Origin of the sequence: Pseudoalteromonas sp. Angola-7 (assembly GCF_028599255.1) — a bacterium.
In the GTDB taxonomy this organism is placed as follows: Bacteria; Pseudomonadota; Gammaproteobacteria; order Enterobacterales; family Alteromonadaceae; genus Pseudoalteromonas; species Pseudoalteromonas atlantica.
Genome location: NZ_JAQREL010000009.1, coordinates 43939 through 63664, shown reverse-complemented (window position 1 = coordinate 63664; position 19726 = coordinate 43939). Strand labels below are relative to the sequence as shown.

General features: G+C 41.9%; 19 protein-coding genes. 9 read left to right on the top strand and 10 right to left on the bottom strand.

Annotated features, from left to right (window positions below; translation table 11 throughout):
• Positions 1-140: 140 nt before the first annotated feature.
• Complete coding sequence (locus PSH50_RS13080) at positions 141-890, top strand: hypothetical protein (RefSeq protein ID WP_273587520.1); 750 nt, start codon at positions 141-143, stop codon at positions 888-890.
• A 43-nt stretch (positions 891-933) separates the two neighbouring features.
• Here PSH50_RS13080 and PSH50_RS13075 read toward each other — a convergent pair whose 3' ends face one another.
• Together PSH50_RS13075 and PSH50_RS13070 are read right to left on the bottom strand one after the other, a co-directional pair.
• Positions 934-1281: a hypothetical protein gene (locus PSH50_RS13075; RefSeq protein ID WP_273587519.1), complete on the bottom strand. Its 348-nt coding sequence runs from the start codon at positions 1279-1281 to the stop codon at positions 934-936.
• 355 nt (positions 1282-1636) lie between these two features.
• On the bottom strand, positions 1637-2458 hold the full coding sequence (locus PSH50_RS13070; protein WP_273587518.1) for a DUF4437 domain-containing protein: 822 nt from the start codon (positions 2456-2458) through the stop codon (positions 1637-1639).
• A gap of 144 nt (positions 2459-2602) precedes the next feature.
• Here PSH50_RS13070 and PSH50_RS13065 point away from each other — a divergent pair, with 144 nt between their 5' ends.
• Both PSH50_RS13065 and PSH50_RS13060 read left to right on the top strand, forming a co-directional pair.
• The gene (locus PSH50_RS13065; protein ID WP_064387367.1) at positions 2603-3556 is read left to right on the top strand and encodes a LysR family transcriptional regulator; all 954 of its coding nucleotides are present in this window, start codon (positions 2603-2605) and stop codon (positions 3554-3556) included.
• 195 nt (positions 3557-3751) lie between these two features.
• Positions 3752-5632 carry a methyl-accepting chemotaxis protein gene (locus tag PSH50_RS13060; protein WP_273587517.1) on the top strand — a complete coding sequence of 627 codons (1881 nt, stop codon included), beginning with the start codon at positions 3752-3754 and terminating at the stop codon, positions 5630-5632.
• A gap of 112 nt (positions 5633-5744) precedes the next feature.
• Here PSH50_RS13060 and PSH50_RS13055 read toward each other — a convergent pair whose 3' ends face one another.
• A complete protein-coding gene (locus PSH50_RS13055; RefSeq protein ID WP_004588643.1) occupies positions 5745-6074 on the bottom strand; it encodes a 5-carboxymethyl-2-hydroxymuconate Delta-isomerase in 330 nt (109 codons plus the stop codon).
• A gap of 168 nt (positions 6075-6242) precedes the next feature.
• Here PSH50_RS13055 and PSH50_RS13050 point away from each other — a divergent pair, with 168 nt between their 5' ends.
• The 6 genes from PSH50_RS13050 to PSH50_RS13025 all read left to right on the top strand — a co-directional run bounded on the left by PSH50_RS13050 (position 6243) and on the right by PSH50_RS13025 (position 11204).
• Complete coding sequence (locus PSH50_RS13050; protein WP_004588642.1) at positions 6243-6725, top strand: CreA family protein; 483 nt, start codon at positions 6243-6245, stop codon at positions 6723-6725.
• Positions 6726-6734: 9 nt separating this feature from the next.
• Positions 6735-7508: a hypothetical protein gene (locus tag PSH50_RS13045; RefSeq protein ID WP_096740215.1), complete on the top strand. Its 774-nt coding sequence runs from the start codon at positions 6735-6737 to the stop codon at positions 7506-7508.
• 11 nt (positions 7509-7519) lie between these two features.
• A complete protein-coding gene (locus PSH50_RS13040; protein ID WP_273587516.1) occupies positions 7520-8146 on the top strand; it encodes a LysE family translocator in 627 nt (208 codons plus the stop codon).
• Between the two features lie 15 nt (positions 8147-8161).
• Positions 8162-8656, top strand: coding sequence for a gamma-glutamylcyclotransferase family protein (locus PSH50_RS13035; protein ID WP_273587515.1), 495 nt, complete (start codon positions 8162-8164; stop codon positions 8654-8656).
• Positions 8657-8667: 11 nt separating this feature from the next.
• Entirely contained in the window at positions 8668-10209 is a 1542-nt protein-coding gene (locus PSH50_RS13030) for a serine hydrolase (protein WP_138579473.1), read from the top strand.
• Between the two features lie 77 nt (positions 10210-10286).
• A complete protein-coding gene (locus PSH50_RS13025) occupies positions 10287-11204 on the top strand; it encodes a histone deacetylase family protein (RefSeq protein ID WP_273587514.1) in 918 nt (305 codons plus the stop codon).
• Between the two features lie 49 nt (positions 11205-11253).
• Here the strand turns inward: PSH50_RS13025 and PSH50_RS13020 are convergent, their stop codons facing one another.
• The 7 genes from PSH50_RS13020 to fis form a co-directional block, all read right to left on the bottom strand.
• Positions 11254-11547, bottom strand: a complete 294-nt coding sequence (locus PSH50_RS13020; protein WP_004588636.1) for a hypothetical protein — start codon at positions 11545-11547, stop codon at positions 11254-11256.
• A gap of 2 nt (positions 11548-11549) precedes the next feature.
• Complete coding sequence (locus tag PSH50_RS13015) at positions 11550-12359, bottom strand: DUF2797 domain-containing protein (RefSeq protein WP_055252638.1); 810 nt, start codon at positions 12357-12359, stop codon at positions 11550-11552.
• Positions 12360-12387: 28 nt separating this feature from the next.
• On the bottom strand, positions 12388-14928 hold the full coding sequence (locus PSH50_RS13010) for an EAL domain-containing protein (RefSeq protein ID WP_273587513.1): 2541 nt from the start codon (positions 14926-14928) through the stop codon (positions 12388-12390).
• Positions 14929-15302: 374 nt separating this feature from the next.
• Positions 15303-16586 (bottom strand): phosphoribosylamine--glycine ligase, encoded by a 1284-nt coding sequence (gene purD / locus PSH50_RS13005; RefSeq protein ID WP_273609727.1) that lies wholly within the window; start codon positions 16584-16586, stop codon positions 15303-15305.
• A 16-nt stretch (positions 16587-16602) separates the two neighbouring features.
• Positions 16603-17424 (bottom strand): class I SAM-dependent methyltransferase, encoded by an 822-nt coding sequence (locus PSH50_RS13000; RefSeq protein WP_024031417.1) that lies wholly within the window; start codon positions 17422-17424, stop codon positions 16603-16605.
• 97 nt (positions 17425-17521) lie between these two features.
• Positions 17522-19108 (bottom strand): bifunctional phosphoribosylaminoimidazolecarboxamide formyltransferase/IMP cyclohydrolase, encoded by a 1587-nt coding sequence (purH, locus tag PSH50_RS12995; protein ID WP_273609726.1) that lies wholly within the window; start codon positions 19106-19108, stop codon positions 17522-17524.
• A gap of 324 nt (positions 19109-19432) precedes the next feature.
• On the bottom strand, positions 19433-19723 hold the full coding sequence (gene fis / locus PSH50_RS12990; protein WP_002957804.1) for a DNA-binding transcriptional regulator Fis: 291 nt from the start codon (positions 19721-19723) through the stop codon (positions 19433-19435).
• Positions 19724-19726: the final 3 nt, after the last annotated feature.

Below are 19726 nucleotides of genomic sequence, written 5' to 3'. Positions count from 1 at the left end.
TGGATCTGCAAGTTATTGCTATTGGTTTAAATGGTAATTGTAGGTAAAGAAGGGACGAAAAATTACTCAGTCTGAGATTAGTATGTTAAAGATATGTGCATCGGGGGAAGATCAGACTGTTAAAGCATATGAGGTAATTTATGGATAGTGGCAATACCTTACTGATTTCTATACTCAGTGGCTTATTTGGAGCCCTAATATCAGCTTTCTTGAGTTTTAAAGTTAGAGTTATAGCCCAAAATAAAATGAAAAAGGACTTAGAACATCGTATTGCTTATGTCTATGTATCTCAGTTAAGTTTTTTGGTTGCTGCAAATGCATGGTTACAATCTTTTTTTGAGAAAATAGAAGCTCAAGTAGATACTCCGATCCCTGAAAATGAGTTTACTTTTTCACACGCGATATCAATTATCTTTGAGGATATGATTAGAAAAAACAATAGTCATTCATACGAAAATATAGTTGGTTTTGAGGGATTAGTAGAACTTCATATTGACAACCTAACAAAGACTTATCTGACATTTGAACAGCAAGCTGAACTACCGAAAGATGCTCTTATCTTTTACCAACGTTATGAGAAGAAACTGAAAAATGTTGTTGTAATTATTAAGCAATTTAGTTCGTACCTCTCCAATAAAGAACAGTTTTTAAAGCTTGATGCCATACAAATATATCAAGTAATTGAAAATATTAAACTATTTCTTGATTCCGCAGGGTTGTTGCGTACTGCAATGATTATGTTCGGGAAAATAAATCAAGCTGAAGCTAACTTAATGCTTGAGCAACAATTACAAACTATTGAAAAAGATATTTTAATAGCAGGTGAAAATAAGGTGCAACTATCAAAAGCAAGACAATTTTTAATTAGAGAAGGGGCAATTAAAAAGTGAAAAATATCAAACCCAGTTAATGTGAATTAAGAGTTATCACGTATTACCTTAAATATACCTCAGTAATTTCAGCCCTGAAATGGCCTAGCTCTTGGGATACAGTTTCGAGAGCAGTTGCTCTACTTAAACCTAAGCTTTTTAGCTCAGCCATTCTCTCTTGTGCATAGCTATGCCTGAGGCCATGCCCGCCATTAGAAAAGAAGAGTGTGCGACTGGATGCTTTTGAGAATGAGCATGACCATCTATGACCACCACCAATATCATAACGTTGCAAATAGTTAATTTCCCTATCACGAACCGTTATGGGCTGTGCTAAGCGCCTTTGTTCTAGCTGTATAGCCAGTGCGTTAGGTATTAGTACATCACGGATTAGGCCACCTTTGCCTTTCACTGTATAAATACAACCTTCTCGACCAAGCCATTTGCTGTCTAGTGCTGGACGGCTATCTGTTTTTCGCTCTGATACTCTGGCAATCGTTAAAAGTTCATGGGCTCTTAACCCTGCTGCGTAGGCTATTTGTGTAGATAAATTATATTTTCTAGTTTGGTGTTCACTAATTGCATGAGCTTGAGCGGGAGTGTAGGCGCGAGACTTTTCGATTATCTCTTTTTCGTATTTTTTAACACTCAGTGTTTCTTTTATGCTTGTATTTTAATATCGAAAGGCGATGGCTGGATTTGCATATAAAGATTTAAATAGGTGAATAAGTAGCCTCTAGCAATGGCTTGCTAGAGGCTTTAACCAACTAATTTACTTGGTACTTACTGTTAGTACGAATGTAAATAGTGGCTGTTTTGTCGCTAGTGTTCTTAATCGTGTGGGTAAAGTTACCGGTTGATTCTACATAGCTGCCTGCGCTTAGGTTTTGCGCTTTATCTTGCTCGCTTGAGCTGTACTCAACGGCGCCGGCTATAACAACAGCACGAAATTCGCTTGCATCTGTTTTTATTTCACCTTTAAAGCCGGCAGGAAGTTTAATCATTGAGCCGTTCATATCGGCTGTACTTCCCCAAAGGTAGGCTGTTTGAACGCCTTGGGCGTTAATGTCGTTTAAATCGCTGCTGTTTAGCCATACTATGTTGTCTGCATGTAGGTTTAACGGGCGCTCACCATTATCAAACTGGGCATTAGTTGGTTTAACTAAGTACGGCCCAGAGTCGATTTCTAAGTAAATTAAATTTGTTTCAGCATTGGCTGCAGTGGTGTGGTTTTCACCTGCAGGTTGTGTCCAAAACGAACCCGCTGGCATCCACATTTTTTCAGCTGTTGGGTCGTCATTATGCATTTGCCCTTCAATAACGATACCGCGGTAAGTAATGTTGTGAATGTGCGGCGGAGATTCAAAGCCTTTTTTAAAGCGTACTAACATGCCTGTTGCGGTGTCGGTTGTGCGGTTTCCCCATAAATCTGCAGCGCCAGGGCTTTTATCACCACGTAGCGGGTTTAAGTAACCCCAGTCAATATTGCTTGCAGCAACAACTTTTGATGTGCTTTGCTCTGCAGAGGCTGGCGTTGATATAAGTGTTGCAACCAGTGCAAGAGTTGATGCGTTTAGTAAAAATTTCATTTAAAAGCTCCGTTAAGTTGGTATAGCGCTATAGTACGGCTTAAAATTTAGTCAATAAATGGGCATAAGTTAAATACACTTTCGCAAAAACGTGGATAATAACGCTATAGTTACGCATGCTGGTTTATGCAATAAGAGGGTTTGATGAAAATAGCTGATTTACAAGTATTACTCAAAGTGGCTGAGCTGCAATCAATTACAGCTGCTGCAAATCAATTAGATATGAGCTCATCGGCTGCAAGTGTCTCGTTAAAGCGTATAGAGCAGGCGCTTGGGGCACAAATATTTGTGCGCACAACAAGGCAAATACGCCTCACGCCTGAAGGGGAACGGTATTTACCTCTGTGTCAGCAGGCACTCGATTTATTGCAACAAGGGCAAGTGCTTATTCATGAGGAGCAGCAATCTATTAGTGGTGAAGTGCGAATAGCCGTGTCATCGGAAATGGGGCGCAACCTTATGCGGGTATTACTAAATAATATTATGGATAAACACAGCGAAGTGACGCTGCGCTTACAAGCAAGCGACAGCCGCGCTGATTTTTATCGTGATGGAATTGATGTTGCGCTGCGCGCCTTAACTAAAGAGGCTGCACAGGAGCTAAATTTATACGGCTTTAAAATTTGTAACATTGCACATGTGCTATGCGCCTCGCCTGAGTACATTAAAAAGCACGGTGAGCCGTTAACGCCAGATGACCTACTGAATCATAATGCCCTTTTATATAAGCTCTACGAGGTAGTGCATGATGGGTGGGAGCTGTATAACGATAATCAAAAATACAAGGTTAAAATGAGCAGCGACCGCGCCGTTAACGATGGCGATATAGTAAGGCGTTGGTGTGTTGATGGCACCGGGATAGCCAAAAAATCGGCCATTGATGTAGCTGAAGATTTATTAGCGGGCAGACTAAAAAGGCTAATGCCTGATTACAAAATCCCCCTCACTGAAATGTGGTTAGTACTGCCTAGCCGCCAGCTTATAACGCCTGCCATTAGGCTTATTCGTGATGAGTTAAAACACACGATTAGCCAATTAAGAAAAAACCTGATTGCGCAAGGGATAATTAACGAGCAAGAATGGCCCGATTCACCCTAGTGCACCTTACGCGAGGTTAGTGTTGCTAGCCTTGCGCCTTTAAATTTAATTCGCTTTCCTGTGGTGGATTAAATTAAAATACACGCTCTTCTTTTATGTTCTATTTTTTCTAATTATTGGGCTTATTGCTCAGCCGATCCTATATTTATTCTAAGCAAGTGTTAGTTAAGTCCTTTATCCATTTACAGGTATCGTATGTTACTTAAACAAAAAGTTTATATTAGTCTTATTTTGGCTATTGTTGTGCCGTTAGCGGTTTCTACATTTTTATTTTCAAATAGTATTCAAAATCATACCGATGAAAAGCTCGCAAAGGTTGATCTACCCACCGCTCTGAGTGAAGTAAAAAGCAAAATTGAACTCGAACTTGCCACTCCTATAATTGTTGCCAAAGAAATTGCGCAAAACAGCTTTGTTAAACAGTGGCTAAGCAACGGTGAAAGTGAGCAAGCAAGAGCCGATTATATTAATTATTTAGCCAGTATTAAAAAAGATAACAACGCAGTTATTGCTTATATAATTTCCAAAAATACCAACAACTACTACACCGATATTGGCATATCTAGACAGATAGATAGAAGCGAAGATGTATGGTTTGATCAGTTTTTATCTTCTAACAGACCCTTTGAAATAGCACTGGATATAGATAAAACCACAAATAGCATGGTGGTTTTTATTAACTATGCACTGCAAATTAACGGTGAGCGTACCGCCATTACCGGCGTGGGGCGCTCGCTCGATTCTATGATCAACTTAATTAACGAATACCGTATTGGCGAAGCCGGCGTGGTGTATTTGGTCTCTGATGAAGGTGAGGTAATGCTTCACAGTGATAGAAGTAAAATGGGTCAAAAAATTAATATTAACGATATAAAAAATGGCGCCATTATTAGTAAAACAATGGCAGGTGAAGATTATGTTGTGTCGAGTACGCCTATTGAGTCATTAGGTTGGCATTTAGTGGCAAAAGTGCCCGAGCAGCAGTTATACGGGCCAATAAATAGTGCCATTAATAGCAATTTATTATTTGGTGTGATCATTGCCATTATTGGCTTTGCCCTGGCCAGAGTTTTAGTGTCGCAAATATTTAAACCCATTGAAAACATAACCGCTGCAGTGAGCGCGTTAACTAAAAAAGATGGCGATTTAACCGTAAGGCTGCCTACTAACGATAACAACGAAGTATCAGAGCTTGCCGCTAACTTTAATTTATTTTTAGAGCAGCTACATGGCATGTTTAAGCAAGTGTCGGACTCAGCAAACCATGTTAAAAGCATTTCTGAAAATGTGTTAGTACAAGTACAAGGCGCGGCTAACTTGGCCGAGGTACAATCATCTAGCACGCAAACGGTGGCGGCAGCCGTTAACGAAATGGAAGTAACCGTACAAGACATTTCAAACAGTGCCAGTAATGCCTCTGACATTGCGACTTCAACAGAAGAAGCGACTCATAAAGGGGTGGAGTTTGTAAATAGCACGATAAAGCAAATGGAGCAGCTAGAAAACGCCATGGCTACCTCGGTTGCCTCGGTAACTGAGCTTTCAGGAGAGATAAAGTCAATTACGCAGGTGCTTGATGTTATTAAAGCAATATCGGAGCAAACTAACTTATTGGCGCTCAATGCAGCCATAGAAGCCGCGCGGGCAGGCGAACACGGCCGTGGTTTTGCCGTTGTAGCCGATGAAGTAAGAACCCTTGCTATGCGTACTGCAGAGTCGACCGAGCAAATTAACGAAATGATAGACACATTAAATTCTAAGGCTTCAAGTACGGTGTCGGCTATAGAGCTTGGCAGTAAAAATACCCTAGAAAACGCCGAACGTTTAAAAGTAACGGGGAGTACCTTAACGGGTATCTCTCAAGAAATTGTTACCCTAAGTGAGCTAAATAGCTCAGTGGCAACAGCCACCCGCGAGCAAACGTTGGCTACCTCAGAAATTAGTCAAAATGTGGTGATGATTTCTGATTCTGCTGAGCAAACAAAACAAAATATGAAAACCTCAGAGCAGCTATGCAATGGGTTAAATGAAGAGTCGAATATATTAAAAGACTTACTGGGTAAATTTACACTTTAAAAAAAGTGACAACATTAAGCTAAAAAACGCGTTGTAACTTAGTTAATCTAAGCTTTGGTTAAGAGGTTTATTATCCAAAGCTTAGGTTAATAACAACGCGTTTTTAAAAGGGTTAATTTTTACGGTAAATTTCGTGTTGAATGTCGTAAATATTAACGCTTAAGCTGTCAGAATCTCGGCAATAAGTTTTTAAGCACTCAAGCAAGCTCTCGCTTAACATTTGTTTTTGTTCAATAGAGCGCCCGGCCATGATATGCGCCGCAATATGAATAAACCCTTCTTTTCCTTCACCTAGCTGGTATTGCTGATAAGCAATAGCGCGGGTTTTAATGGTTTCTAAGTCAAATAAACCACTTTGAAAAGTCGCGTTGTGCACTTTTTCAACAAGTACTTGCGGTAATACAGGAAGATCTTCAGAGTGTTCAATAATAATGTGCGGCATTTACGCGTTTCCTATTATGAGTTACTACGTGGGCGTACGTATAATTGTACCAAAGCCTGAACTGTGCGCTAACCCCTCAATGGCCTAAATTTAGTTGTATTAATTTTTGATGGTAGTATAAAAACAGTCACGTGAACCTTCGCTTATAAAGCAAAATTAAGGATTAATATGAAATTACCACACCGCTTTAAACGTTTAGCTGTGCTATTAAGTGCAGTGGTTACCTTAAGTGCCTGCTCAGATGATGTTGCATCGGTGAGCTTAGGTCTGTTTACTACTAAAGATGTAGTGGTAAATTCCCAGCAAGACCCGTTAGTAAAAGGGGTTACGTGCCATATTAGCCATATTGAGGCCGACTTAGATTTTTCAGATCCCTCTGATATGTCTATTGCGTGTCGCCAAACTGGGCCAATTACAGCCGATATGTTACAAGCAATAGATCGCAGTAAGTCGGGCGAAGTGGTGTTTAAGTCATCAAAAAGTATTTTATTTAAATCGCTAAAAGTACGCCGTATTTACGATGCACAAAACCGCACATTACTGTACTTATCGTACTCGACTAAAGAGTCGAGCGGCAGCCACCACCACGCACTTTCAACTGTGCCTTTATACAATACACAAGCTTGGAACTGGGCACTTGAACAAAAATAAGAGCACACTATGTTAGCGTTATTTAAATCAAAGCCGCTGCTAGAACAAGCCGAGCAGCAGTGGCTAATTGATACCTTTATTTGGGCGGTAGAGCACTTTGATGCCGCATTTTTTACCAAGCACACGCAAATAATATTGCCAACGGTGGCGCACTTTCCTGATTCGGTATCAAGTATTGAGGAAATGGCCACTAAGGTATTTGTACGAGTACGTGATTACGCAGGTATGAGTGCGTGGCCAATACAATTAGTTGCGCCACAGCAGTTACAGCCGCAAGTATTTCCGCATTTTGAATTTGCTGAACACTTACGCGGAGAGCAAAGTCAACTTATTGTACCGCCAAGCCATACGATTAATGTCTCGTTTAATCCTAATCAAATTAATCAGCCGCAAGATTTAGTGGCCAGCTTTGCCGGCACGCTGGCTACTGTATTAATTCATCATGTTGGGGTGTTACCGCCAGGCGGTAAAGACTACTTGCCACAAGCGGCAGATGCGCTGGCCTGTTTTTTAGGGTTTGGGGTAATGATGAGCAACACTGTGTATCAATTTAAAGGCGGGTGTGGCTCGTGCTATAACCCTTATGCTAATCGTGAAGCGAAGCTGAGCGAAACCCATACCGTATTTATGCACGCGCTGATTAGTTATTTTAAAAACGATCGTGACTCTAAAAAACATTTAAAGCCACATTTGCGCAGCCAATTTAAAAAAGCCCAAAAAGAGATCAAAGCATTAGTTGATAACTCTGCTAATCCGCTATTGCTTGCCTATGCACCAACTTAAACCGGATGCTTGTGAACTACTTAGACGAATTTTTACTGATTGCCATCGCCCACTTTTTTGCAGTAGCCAGCCCAGGCCCCGACTTTGCCGTGGTGCTCAAACAAAGTATACAGCAGGGCAGGCGTAACGCCCTATGGACAAGCGCTGGCGTGGGCGCTGCTATTTTATTACACGTAGGATATTGCGTATTAGGGGTAGCCCTAATTTTAACGCAATCGCCTAATTTATTTATGGCATTAAAGTATGTTGCGGGGGCGTATTTAGCCTATTTAGGTGTACAAGCATTAAGGGCTGCCAAACCACCGGTAAATAAAACAGACAACATAGAAAACAAAACTACCCCACAGGAAAGCGTATGGCATGCATTTAGGCGCGGCTTTTTAACCAACGCGCTTAATCCTAAAGCCACTCTCTTTTTTATGTCGTTATTTACCTTAGTTATTAGTGCAACTACACCAACTAGCGTGCAAATTGTGTATGGGGTTTATATGGCTTTGGCAACGTGGGTGTGGTTTTCTATGCTTTCTTTAGTGTTGTCAAAGCCCAGTGTACGGGCGTTTTTTCAAAAAAGCGGCTATTGGTTTGACCGGGGTATAGGTGTTATTTTAATTGCTTTAGCCATTCGTGTAGTAATTTAACCCTAGGGAGAAGTCATGCCTATTTATAATTTTTCGTTTGGATCGAATATGTCCTCTAACCGCTTGCTTGCGCGTTTGCCAAAAGCAAAGCGAGTTGGCACGGCGGTACTAAAAGGCTACGAGCTTACGTTTAATATGCTATTTAAAGATGGCTCGGGCAAGTGCAGTATTCAACAAAGTGATGACAAAAACGCCTTGGTATATGGCGTGGTGTATGAACTTGATGAAGCCGAAAAAGCAATTTTAGACACCATAGAGGGCCCAGGCTACGATTGCGTGGCTATTAAGCCCGCTTTGTTAGATGGGGAGCAAATAGAAGCCCATTGCTATATTGCAAACACCCACGATAACGATGTACTGCCATACGACTGGTATATTCAGCACGTTCATCGCGGCGCGCTTGAGGCAGGTGTACCAAAAGAATACAGTGATGCAATACTTAATCGGCCGCATAAGCCCGATACAAATAAAGAGCGTGCTGATATTGAATTTGCAGTGCACCAAAAATAATAAGGATAATCATGAAACTCACCAAATTAGCCAGTTTAGCGTTGCTTGCCAGTGCCACTTTTAATAGTTGGGCACAAATTAATACCACGGACTTAGAAGAGGTTATTAACACCTCAATGGCACGCTTTGACGTACCGGGTATGGCGGTAGCGGTTGTGCAAGACGATAAAGTTGTATTTGCTAAAGGGTTTGGGACAAGCAACCTCAATACAAATGCAAAAGTGAACAAAGACACACTTTTTGGTATTGCCTCAAACACAAAAGCGTTTACCAGTGCAGCGCTGGCTAAGTTGGTTGATGAAGGTAAGTTAAGCTGGGATGACAGGGTAATTGACCACTTACCTGAGTTTAGGTTGTACGACTCCTACGTCACCCGCGAAATGCGTGTTCGTGATTTATTAAGCCATCGCAGTGGCTTAGGGCTTGGGCAGGGCGATTTAATGATTTGGCCAAGTACTGATAAATCTATAGAGGATATTTTAGCCGGCCTACAGTATTTAAAGCCAGCCAGCAGCTTTCGCAGCCAGTATGCCTATAACAACTTAATGTTTGTAACCGCAGGCGAAGTGGTGGCACGTGTATCAGGAATGAGCTGGAACGATTACATCGAAAAAAATATATTACAGCCTTTGCACATGGATAACTCGCGCGCGGGCTTTTCGCGTATTCCAAAAAGCAATAAAAACTGGGCAATTGGCCACATACCAATGGATGGTAAGCTCAATCCTTTTTTTGTTAACTACCTAGAAGACTTTAGAGGTGCAGGGGCTATTGCATCGAGCGTAAACGATATGAGCCAATGGTTACTAACGCAGCTAGCTGGCGGAAAAATGCCAAGCGGCGAGCAACTATTTAGTGAAAAACAGCAAGCGCAAATGTGGCACCCGCACATTACCTCTATGGCTTCTAAAAGTGCGTATGAGGCCTATCATCAGCAATTTAGAGGCTATGGGCTAGGTTGGAGCATTGAAGATTACCACGGCTTTAAAAAGCTAGGCCATGGCGGGGGCATTTTAGGTATGGTGTCGCAAGTTACATTATTGCCTGAGAAAAAGCTCGGCATTGTTATTTTATCTAATCAGCAAGCATTTAGTGCACTTTCGGCAGTAACCCACGAAGTGCTAGAAGACGCCCTTGAGCTTGAAGATAAAGACTGGGTTGAAGAGTTGGCTAAAAAACATTTTGCGAGTAAACAAAAAGCCTACGCCAATGCAAAACCCGACACCCCAGCAGATTACCAGCCACAGTTACCTAATATAAATTACACCGGCACGTTACATGACGATTGGTACGGCGATGTAATTATTGAGCAACTCGATGGCAAACTACGTATTGATTTTACCCATACCAAACGCTTAAAAGGCACGCTTGAGCATTACACAGGTAATACGTTTATTGTTAAGTGGGATGAAAAGCTACTCGAGGCCGATGCGTTTATTCGTTTTGATATGGGCGCAAACAACCGTGTAAATAGCGCCAAAATGCGCGCGGTATCAACAGCGGTAACAGACTTTAGTTTTGATTTTAGAAACCTAAATTTAAAAGCTAAGTAGTGATGCTATACACCAAAGTCGCAAAGCCACCGTAAGGTGGCTTTGTTATATTAAGCACTCACATTAAAGGAGCGTTTATGCGTACTGCAGTTATTTCACATCCTCATTGCCGTAAACATAAAATGATTGACGAACATCCAGAGTGCCCAGAGCGCCTAGACGCTATTGCTGATAGACTTTTGGCAAGTGGTGTAGATATTGGCTTAACGCATCTACAAGCGCCTAAAGCGCAGCGTGAGCATTACTTATTAGCCCATGATGAGTCATTAGTTAACCTTGTGGAGCGCTTAGTTCCTCAGCAGGGGCTGCATAACCTTGATGGCGACACCTGGCTTTGCCCTGATTCATTTAAAGCGGTAGAGCGCGCCGTAGGAGCAGGGTTGCTGGCTGTAGATGAAATACTCGCAGATAAACTCGATGCGGCGTTTTGCGCTGTACGCCCGCCAGGGCATCATGCCAATGCGCACGCTTCTTCTGGGTTTTGTGTATTTAATAATTTAGCTATAGCGGTTAAGTATGCCCAAAGTAAAGGCATTAAACGTATAGCAATTGCTGATTTTGACGTACACCATGGTAATGGCACCCAAGACATATTTATAAACGATGAAAACATATTACTTTGTTCGCTATTTCAATACCCATTTTACCCAAACACGGCCGTAAAAAATAACAGCCACATAGTTAACTCCCCTTTGCCAATTGCCAGTAGTGGCGATGATTTAAAAGAAGTGTTTAATACCCAATGGTTGCCCAAATTAAAAGCCTTTAAGCCAGAGCTGCTATTTATTAGTGCAGGGTTTGATGCCCACCTAGAAGATGACATGGCAAGTTTAAAGTTTGTAGAAGATGACTACAGCTGGCTTACAGAGCAATTATGCGACGTTGCAAAAGAGAGTGGCTGCAAGGGTGTTATATCTTACCTTGAGGGGGGCTATGCGCTATCAGCATTAGGAAGAAGTGCTGTAGCGCATATAAAAGTGCTTAGTGAGTACTAATACCAATCCGCAATAATACTTAATTAAGCGAATTGGTATAACTAAAGGGTTATAAACCTAGTAAATCAAACGCCTGCTTGGTATTAAGGGTTTTAATTTTGCCAAGGCAGCATTGCCCTTCATTTAATAAATAAGTGGTGACCAGTTGCGCTAGCTGCTCCTGTGAAAGAGGGGCGCATGCAGCGCCTTGCAGGTCAACGTACTCACCTTGCTTGTTCAACACACGCACATTACTAAGCTCACTTTGCGTAACGCTGTGCAAACACGCTTCTTGTTCTTGTTTATCGTGCGCTATTTCAAGCTCATTATAAACAATTAATAACTGTGGAAAGCTGTTTAGCATAGTTACCCTACGGTTACCTCGTATGAGGTAAATTTACGCACATTAATAACGCCAGTATCAAAAATTAAGTACTGACCTTTTATACCTTGCAGTACGCCGCTTACTACTGGGTTTTTATCAAAATTAAACGAGCTAATTTTAGTAGGGTACTCTGTCACCGGAAAGTTTAAATCAACCACGTCTTCATCAAGTTGCTCTATGGCTGTGGCACCAAATAACTCGCTTAGCTCGTTTAATTTATCGCTAATTTGCGGGATCAGCTCTGCCGCAGCGGCTTTAAGGTCAATGGCTTCGTTTTGACCCTTTAGCATGTTACGCCAATTGGTTTTATCAGCAATAAACTCGGCCAATGCCACCTCAACTAAGCCTGATTGCAAACGTGTTTGTACTTTAAAAATAGGCAGTGCTTGAGTGGCGCCTTGATCAACCCAACGTGTCGGTATTTGCGTATGGCGAGTAATGCCTACTTTAAGCCCAGAGGTGTTGGCTAAATACACATAATGCGGGATCATGCAGTTTTCTTCGCCCCATTGTGGCTCGCGGCAGGTGCCTTTATCGTAATGGCAGGTTTCTGGTTTCATAATGCACATATCGCAGCTAGCAAGCTTACGCATACACACAAAACAGTGGCCTTGCGAGTAACTCTTTTTGGTTTTTTTGCCACAGTTTGAGCATAAAATGGTACCGCTAAACGTCAGCGTTAACTCTTTACCAATGAGTGCGTTTAGGTCGACTAGGTTGTCGCCCACAGGAAGATGATATTGAACTGGCTCTGTTAAGCTCGATTTTAATTTACGCAAAGTGCCTTGCATCTTTACTTGGCCCCTAAAGATGTTGATATTAAAACGTGGAGTTTAACATCTTTAAACTGTATTGGCTTTTTAAGAAATACAAATAGTCATCTAGGGGAAGTGGCTTAGCGTATAGGTAACCTTGCGCTCTGTCGGCGCCCATTTCTTTTAATAAGTGGTGCACATCTTGGGTTTCTATGCCTTCCATGGTTATAGATAGCCCTAGGTTATGTGCCATATCTATAGCGGTTTGCACAATCACTTTATTGGCGGTGTTATTCGTTAAATCAAATACAAACGATTTATCTACTTTGAGCTCCGTAAAGCGATAATTAACCAAATAACTTAGCGATGAATAGCCAGTGCCAAAGTCATCAAGGACCACGCGCACCCCTAAATCAGAAAGCTCATTAACCAATGAAATAAGCGCTTCGTGGCTTTCGACTAATGCTGACTCCGTTAATTCAAACTTAAGAAGCTGCGCCGGAACTTGGTATTTTATAAGGACGTTTTCGACTTTTTCGGCTAGGTTTTTAATCGACAGATTTTTAGCACTTAAATTTACGCTAATTGGGTGATCGTTATAGCCTTGCTCGGTTAGTTTGAGGATATCTTTACAGGCTTGCTCAATAACCCATAAGGTAAGCTCGTTAATAATACCTGTGTGCTCAGCAAGGGTGATCAGCTCTTCTATCGATACGCCTTTAAAAGCAGGGTCGGGCCAACGTAGCAGCGCTTCGGCGCCACATACTTGATTAAAGTTCAGCCCTATTTGAGGCTGATAGTATAACGCTAGTTGGTTGTTTTTAATTGCTTTTTGTAATTTAGCGGCCAATGCCACATCCATTAATATATTACTGCCGTTAGAGGCGCTTACTACTAAATCGTTATTACTTTTAGCTTTTTTAAGTGCCAAGTAACCCCGTTTTGTCCAGTACTCAAAGTCGTCACTGTGGGCTGCGCTACTAATCCCTATGTTATAGGTAAGTTGTAAGTTTAAGCCTTGAATTTCGTATTGCTTGGGCAGGCTATTTATAACTTTAATTAAGGCCCCTTCAAGTGACTCCTGGTTTTGGTTTTTAGTAGATATGCAGGCAAATACCCCGCTGCCTAAGTCGGCTAAGCGGGGGCTGTTATTAAAATCTGTATCTAGGTTGGTAAATTCGCGCTCATGGCTAAGCTCTAACTCTATTTGTTTAGCCACGTGCTTTATTAAAGTGTAGCCCTGCGATGGGGTGATAATGGTATTGAGCGAGTTAAAATGGCGAATTTTAATTAAACACAAGGTGGTATTTCGCCCCTGTGCTTGTAAGCTCATAAACGCTTGTTTTAATTTGGCACTGTTAAGTAATTTAGTTTGCTGAGTATGTGTAGCATGATAAAGCGCACGCTCGCGCTGGTAGCGCACTCTATCGGCAAGTGCCATAGCCATTAAAATAACTTCACACAATATAGCCACTAAAAACGCGTGACGAATCGCAAAGCTATAATCCAAATAGCCCGTTAATTCTAATGGCTGTATTGCCGCGCCAACAATGAGGGGAACCCACGAAAAAACGTAAAACTTCGCCCACCTAAAGCCCGTGCGTAGTTTGTTATAAATTAAAATAACACACGTAATATATAACAAGCTTAATACACAAAAAAAGATGGGTGCTGCAATGTACTCGGGTATAAATAAAGTGGTGATTGATAATAAAGATATTAAAATAAGTAGTGCTTTACTCATTTTATAGCGCCAGCATTTGTCCTTGTGGTAGCGCAAAAACATGGTGCAAAAGGCGAGCGTAAAAAAGGCCATTGCGTAGTTTGAAAAAATCACTTTTTCGTGTAAGTACAATTGCCACTCTAGGGGCCACAAGTAAAAGCCAAAGCCCATTACAATGCCCATTAAACACAGCGCACTAATTATATAGCCTATATAAACTAAATAAACGCGGTCTTTAATCCCAAAATAAAGCACTAAATTATACAGGGCAGCCATTAATAACACGCCGGCAAATATGCCCCAAATGCCGGTTTGCGAGCGAACTAAATCAACAAATTCTTTATGGCGATACAAATTAACTGGGGTTTTGCTGATCCCCGTTGTATCTATTTTTATGGCTAAGCGCTCTGTTGTTTTACTCTCAAGTGCAAAACGTATATGCGGTACGCTATATTGAAAAAGCGTGAGAGACTTTACTTTATCACCTAATTTATAGCTTTCTATAAGCTCATTTCTTTTGTTTAACCGATACACGCTGAGGTGATCAACCATCGGGTTATCAAAATGGGCAACAATGTCTTGAGCATCCAAACTTTTATTTTCAAGGTCTATAAATAGCCAATAGTTTTGCTGCTTAAAGCTCCATTGAATATCGGTTAACGGCTGGTGGGTGATTAGCTCGGGATTTAAAATAATATCGTTGAGTGTGTGAGATTTACTTTCATCTATGTAGTAGGCAAAGTCTAAATATACAGGCGTGGTTTTATCGATGGTATAGCGAGTCGGCACAACCAGGTTAGAAGCGAGTGTGCTAATAATATAAAATATGAAAATCAGTATGGCTATGGCCGCGGCATGATAACGTAAAGTTTTCGTTTCCAACGTTGTATACTTGTAATAAATCTTTTAATTAGTGTAGCACTAAAAAAGCGCATATAAACTGCGCTTTTTTAGTTAAATTTTTAGGACCTGCTTATCCTTCAGGATTAAAATTTGTTCTAACTAGGGACGATTTAATCGTGGCGCGAGGTTTGTAACCTAGTGGGCTAAGTAAAAACCGAGCAACAAAGAGTTAATCGTCCCTAGGACGAACCTTCGTGCAGCGCGTGTTTGGTATTTATACTGCGTTATCGCCTATTTATGGGGAATAACCACACTACATAGGCTCTGCCTTGCCTAAATACCAAACACACTGCTGCAAATTTAATCTCGAAAGATAAACAGGCCCTAAGTTAAACCAATAATTTAGTTACAGGCTACTGCTCTCGGGCAATCGCTCTGTAAGCAATATCGGTGCGGTACTCCATACCTTCCCAGCTAATTTGTTTTACAAGCTCGTATGCACGTTGCTGTGCCTCGGTAACGGTATTGCCGAGTGCCGTTGCACATAATACACGTCCACCTGCGGTGACAACGTTTTCGCCATCTTGCTTAGTACCCGCATGAAATACTTTTTTATCAGCAGGGTAGTTAACTTTAAGGCCTGATATTGCATCACCTTTAGGGTAATCACCTGGGTAGCCTTTAGCGGCAAGTACAACACCTACGGCTGCGCGCGGGTCAAACTCAATGGTTGTTTTATCAAGCTCTTCGCGGTTTGCCGCTTCAACTAGTTCAACCAAGTCTGATTTAAGACGAAGCATCATAGGTTGCGTTTCAGGGTCACCAAAACGACAGTTGTACTCAATTACTTTTGGCGTGCCCTGGGCATCAATCATTAAGCCTGCGTATAAAAAGCCTGTGTAGGGATGGCCTTCGCTTGCCATACCCTCAACGGTAGGAACGATGACCTCGTTCATAATGCGCTGGTGGATTTCGTCGGTTACTACAGGTGCCGGTGAGTATGCGCCCATGCCGCCAGTATTTGGACCTTCATCGCCATTGTATGCACGCTTATGATCTTGGCTTGTTGCAAATGGCAAAATGTTTTTACCATCAACCATAACAATAAAAGAAGCTTCTTCGCCTTCTAAAAACTCTTCGATCACGACGCGGCTGCCAGCCTCGCCAAAAGCATTACCGGCAAGCATATCGCGAATAGCGTCTTCTGCTTCGCGTTCATCCATTGCCACAATAACGCCTTTACCAGCTGCTAGGCCATCTGCTTTTATTACAATTGGCGCGCCTTTTTCTTTTAAATAAGCAAGGGCAGGGTCAATTTGTTCAAACGTTTGGTAATCAGCAGTTGGTATGGCATGGCGAGCTAAAAAGTCTTTAGTAAACGACTTAGAGCCTTCTAGCTGCGCTGCACCGGCTGTTGGACCAAAAATAGCGAGACCATGTTCACGGAACTTATCTACTACGCCTAATACAAGCGGTACTTCAGGGCCAACAATAGTAAGTTCTACATTGTTTTGTTGTGCAAAGCTTAATAGGCCATCTAGGTCTTCAACGTTAATTGCAACGTTTTCTAGTTTTGGCTCAAGTGCAGTACCGGCATTACCCGGTGCTACAAATACAGTGTGTACTTTCGTGTTTTGAGCGGCCTTAAACGCAAGTGCGTGTTCGCGGCCGCCGCTGCCAATGACTAATACATTCATGGCGAAATATTCCTATTTAAAGCGGTTTTTTAAATTTCAGCGTCATACGGTCGCTTTCACCAATAGCTTTGTATTTATCAGCGTCTTGTTCGCCAAGGCGTAAGCTAGGTGGTAGCGTCCACACCCCTTTAGGGTGATCGGCTGTATCTTTTGGATTGGCGTTAATCTCACTGCTTGCAACTAATTCAAATCCAGCTTTTTTAGCTAAATCGACCACGTAACTTTGCTTCATGTAGCCGGTTGATTTTTGATCCTCATCAGGTCGGCTTTCATCTAAGCGATGTTCAACTACACCTAATACGCCACCTGGTTTTAACGCTTTATAAAAAGACTTAAATGCACTGAGTGCGCCTTTAGTGTCTTTACCCATGTACCAGTTATGTACATTGCGAAAGGTTAATACCATGTCGGCAGTGCCGGCTGGGGCAATATCAGTGTGCGTTAATGGGGCAAACTCAGAAATTTTTACTTTGCTAAAACGCTCATCTTCGGCCACTTTTTTCTTAAAGCCGGCTAAAGAGCGCTGGTAGTAACCTACCGATGAATCACTCGGAAAATGCGCTGCGTAATATAAGCCTTGCTCTTTAAGTGCAGGGGCTAAAATTTCGCTGTACCAACCACCACCAGGGGCAATTTCAACCACGGTCATTGTTGGTTTAAAACCAAAAAATGCCAGTGTTTGCTCAGGGTGGCGGTATTCATCGCGGGCGCTATTTTTAGCGCTACGCTCGCTTGATTGAATAGCATGGCTAAGGCTTGACTCATGGTTATGGCTAAGTGCCATTGTTGAGGTCAGCGTAAGCGAGGCAACAAGTAGTGACTTTAGTGCAAATTTCATCGTTTGTTCCTTAACATTTTAAATAGGTGTTGAACCAGAATACGTGAATTGATTGCAAACAAAAAGGGCTAAACGTTGTGTTTAACCCTTTGTGTGATTAGTGGCGGAAGTGGCGCATGCCGGTAAATACCATCGCCATGCCAGCTTCGTCAGCGGCGGCGATAACTTCTTCATCGCGCATTGAACCACCCGGTTGAATAACCGCAGTAATACCAGCGGCTGCGGCTGCGTCTATACCATCACGGAATGGGAAAAACGCATCTGATGCCATTACAGAGCCAGGTACTTCTAGATTTTCATCAGCGGCTTTAATACCCGCTATTTTAGCTGAGTAAACACGGCTCATTTGGCCTGCGCCTACGCCAATGGTCATACCGTCGCGGGCATATACAATCGCGTTTGATTTAACAAACTTAGCCACTTTCCAGCAAAATAGTAAATCTTTAAGTTCTTGATCAGAAGGCTGGCGCTTAGATACGACTTTTAAATCGCCTTGGGTAACCATGCCTAGGTCGCGGTCTTGTACTAAAACACCGCCGTTAACGCGTTTAATATCGTGGCCAGTTGCTTTGCTACTCCATTGACCACACGCTAATAAGCGTACGTTCTTTTTAGCTTCAACAATTTTTGCTGCTTCGCTTGAAACGCTAGGGGCAATAATTACTTCAACAAATTGACGCTCAACAATGGCTTGTGCTGTTGCAGCGTCAAGCTCGCGGTTAAAGGCAATAATGCCACCAAACGCTGAGGTTGGATCTGTTTTAAAGGCGCGGTCGTAAGCACTAAGAATATCTTCGCCAATTGAAACGCCACACGGGTTTGCGTGTTTAACAATAACACATGCAGGTACATCAAATTCTTTAACACACTCAAGTGCTGCGTCGGTATCTGCAATGTTATTAAACGACAGGGCTTTACCTTGTAGTTGAGTAGCTGTTGCAACAGACGCTTCGCTTACGTTGTTTTCAACATAAAAAGCAGCATCTTGATGTGAGTTTTCACCGTAACGCATATCTTGCTTTTTAGTGAATTGCATATTGATAGTGCGTGGGAATTTAGTCTCTTCAGCGGCTTCTTCAGTGTAATCAGGTACCATTTTGCCAAAGTAGTTAGCAATCATGCCATCGTACTGAGCTGTGTGCTCATACGCGGCAATGGCTAAATCAAAACGTGTTTTGTACGTTGTTGAACCATTGTTGCTTTGCATTTCGCTAATAACGCGCTCGTAATCGTTTGCGTTTACCACGATGGTGACGTCTTTGTGGTTTTTAGCGGCTGCACGAACCATGGTAGGTCCGCCAATATCAATGTTTTCAATAGCATCTTCAAGGCTGCAGTTTTCTTGAGCGACAGTATTCGCAAAGGGGTATAAGTTAACTACAACAATATCGATAGCAGAGATGTTGTTATCTGCCATTACGCTTTCATCTTGTCCGCGGCGCGCTAAAATACCGCCGTGAATTTTAGGATGAAGGGTTTTTACGCGACCATCCATGATTTCAGGATGACCTGTGTGATCTGATACTTCAGTCACTTTTATGCCGTTATCAGCAAGGAGTTTGCAAGTACCGCCAGTTGATAAAATATCTACACCTTGCGCTTCTAGTGCGTGGGCAAATTCAACAATACCGGTTTTATCAGACACACTTAATAGTGCGCGACGAATAGGACGATGAGTATCCATTGTAGTTTAATTTCCTCAGTTAATGAGCTAGCTTAGAAGCGGGCATTTTAACTGATTACTACTCAAAAAACGACTTATAAAGCGCCAATAAGCGTGAGCATTTTGCAACATCTCTACTAAATTGTGCGCATAAAAAAAGCACCCTAAGGTGCTTTTTTGCATGATACCAATTGTATTGGATTAGTAAGCAGTTATAACGATAGAAAAACAAGTCTATAACAAGGCAAAAATTTTACAGTGTAGTTATTCTACATAAGAAATTTTTAACGCCGTTATGGGCTTGTTTAGCTCGTTAGCATGCTTACGCTTTCAATATAATTGGTATTAGTTCATGCCGTATTTTTTAAGCTTTTTACGTAAAGTACCACGGTTGATACCTAGTAAAATTGCCGCACGAGTTTGGTTACCACGTGTGTATGTCATTACTTCTTCAAGTAATGGCGCTTCTAGCTCTGAAAGAACAAGGTCGTAAACGTCTTGCACATCTTGACCGTTAAGCTGCTTTAAATAGTGGTGAACAGCTTTTTTTACTGCATCACGCAATGGCTGCGGTTTCTCGTGTGACTGAACATGAGGGTTTGTGATAAATGGAGAAGTCACGTTTTGTTCGAACATTAT

What these genes read in the sequence shown, in the direction of transcription:
- PSH50_RS13080 (WP_273587520.1), top strand. Translation starts at nt 141, where the DNA reads ATGGATAGTGGCAATACCTTACTGATTTCTATACTCAGTGGCTTATTT.
- PSH50_RS13070 (WP_273587518.1), bottom strand. Translation starts at nt 2,458, where the DNA reads ATGAAATTTTTACTAAACGCATCAACTCTTGCACTGGTTGCAACACTT.
- PSH50_RS13065 (WP_064387367.1), top strand. Translation starts at nt 2,603, where the DNA reads ATGAAAATAGCTGATTTACAAGTATTACTCAAAGTGGCTGAGCTGCAA.
- PSH50_RS13060 (WP_273587517.1), top strand. Translation starts at nt 3,752, where the DNA reads ATGTTACTTAAACAAAAAGTTTATATTAGTCTTATTTTGGCTATTGTT.
- PSH50_RS13055 (WP_004588643.1), bottom strand. Translation starts at nt 6,074, where the DNA reads ATGCCGCACATTATTATTGAACACTCTGAAGATCTTCCTGTATTACCG.
- PSH50_RS13050 (WP_004588642.1), top strand. Translation starts at nt 6,243, where the DNA reads ATGAAATTACCACACCGCTTTAAACGTTTAGCTGTGCTATTAAGTGCA.
- PSH50_RS13045 (WP_096740215.1), top strand. Translation starts at nt 6,735, where the DNA reads ATGTTAGCGTTATTTAAATCAAAGCCGCTGCTAGAACAAGCCGAGCAG.
- PSH50_RS13035 (WP_273587515.1), top strand. Translation starts at nt 8,162, where the DNA reads ATGCCTATTTATAATTTTTCGTTTGGATCGAATATGTCCTCTAACCGC.
- PSH50_RS13030 (WP_138579473.1), top strand. Translation starts at nt 8,668, where the DNA reads ATGAAACTCACCAAATTAGCCAGTTTAGCGTTGCTTGCCAGTGCCACT.
- PSH50_RS13025 (WP_273587514.1), top strand. Translation starts at nt 10,287, where the DNA reads ATGCGTACTGCAGTTATTTCACATCCTCATTGCCGTAAACATAAAATG.
- PSH50_RS13020 (WP_004588636.1), bottom strand. Translation starts at nt 11,547, where the DNA reads ATGCTAAACAGCTTTCCACAGTTATTAATTGTTTATAATGAGCTTGAA.
- PSH50_RS13015 (WP_055252638.1), bottom strand. Translation starts at nt 12,359, where the DNA reads ATGCAAGGCACTTTGCGTAAATTAAAATCGAGCTTAACAGAGCCAGTT.
- purD (WP_273609727.1), bottom strand. Translation starts at nt 16,586, where the DNA reads ATGAATGTATTAGTCATTGGCAGCGGCGGCCGCGAACACGCACTTGCG.
- PSH50_RS13000 (WP_024031417.1), bottom strand. Translation starts at nt 17,424, where the DNA reads ATGAAATTTGCACTAAAGTCACTACTTGTTGCCTCGCTTACGCTGACC.
- purH (WP_273609726.1), bottom strand. Translation starts at nt 19,108, where the DNA reads ATGGATACTCATCGTCCTATTCGTCGCGCACTATTAAGTGTGTCTGAT.
- fis (WP_002957804.1), bottom strand. Translation starts at nt 19,723, where the DNA reads ATGTTCGAACAAAACGTGACTTCTCCATTTATCACAAACCCTCATGTT.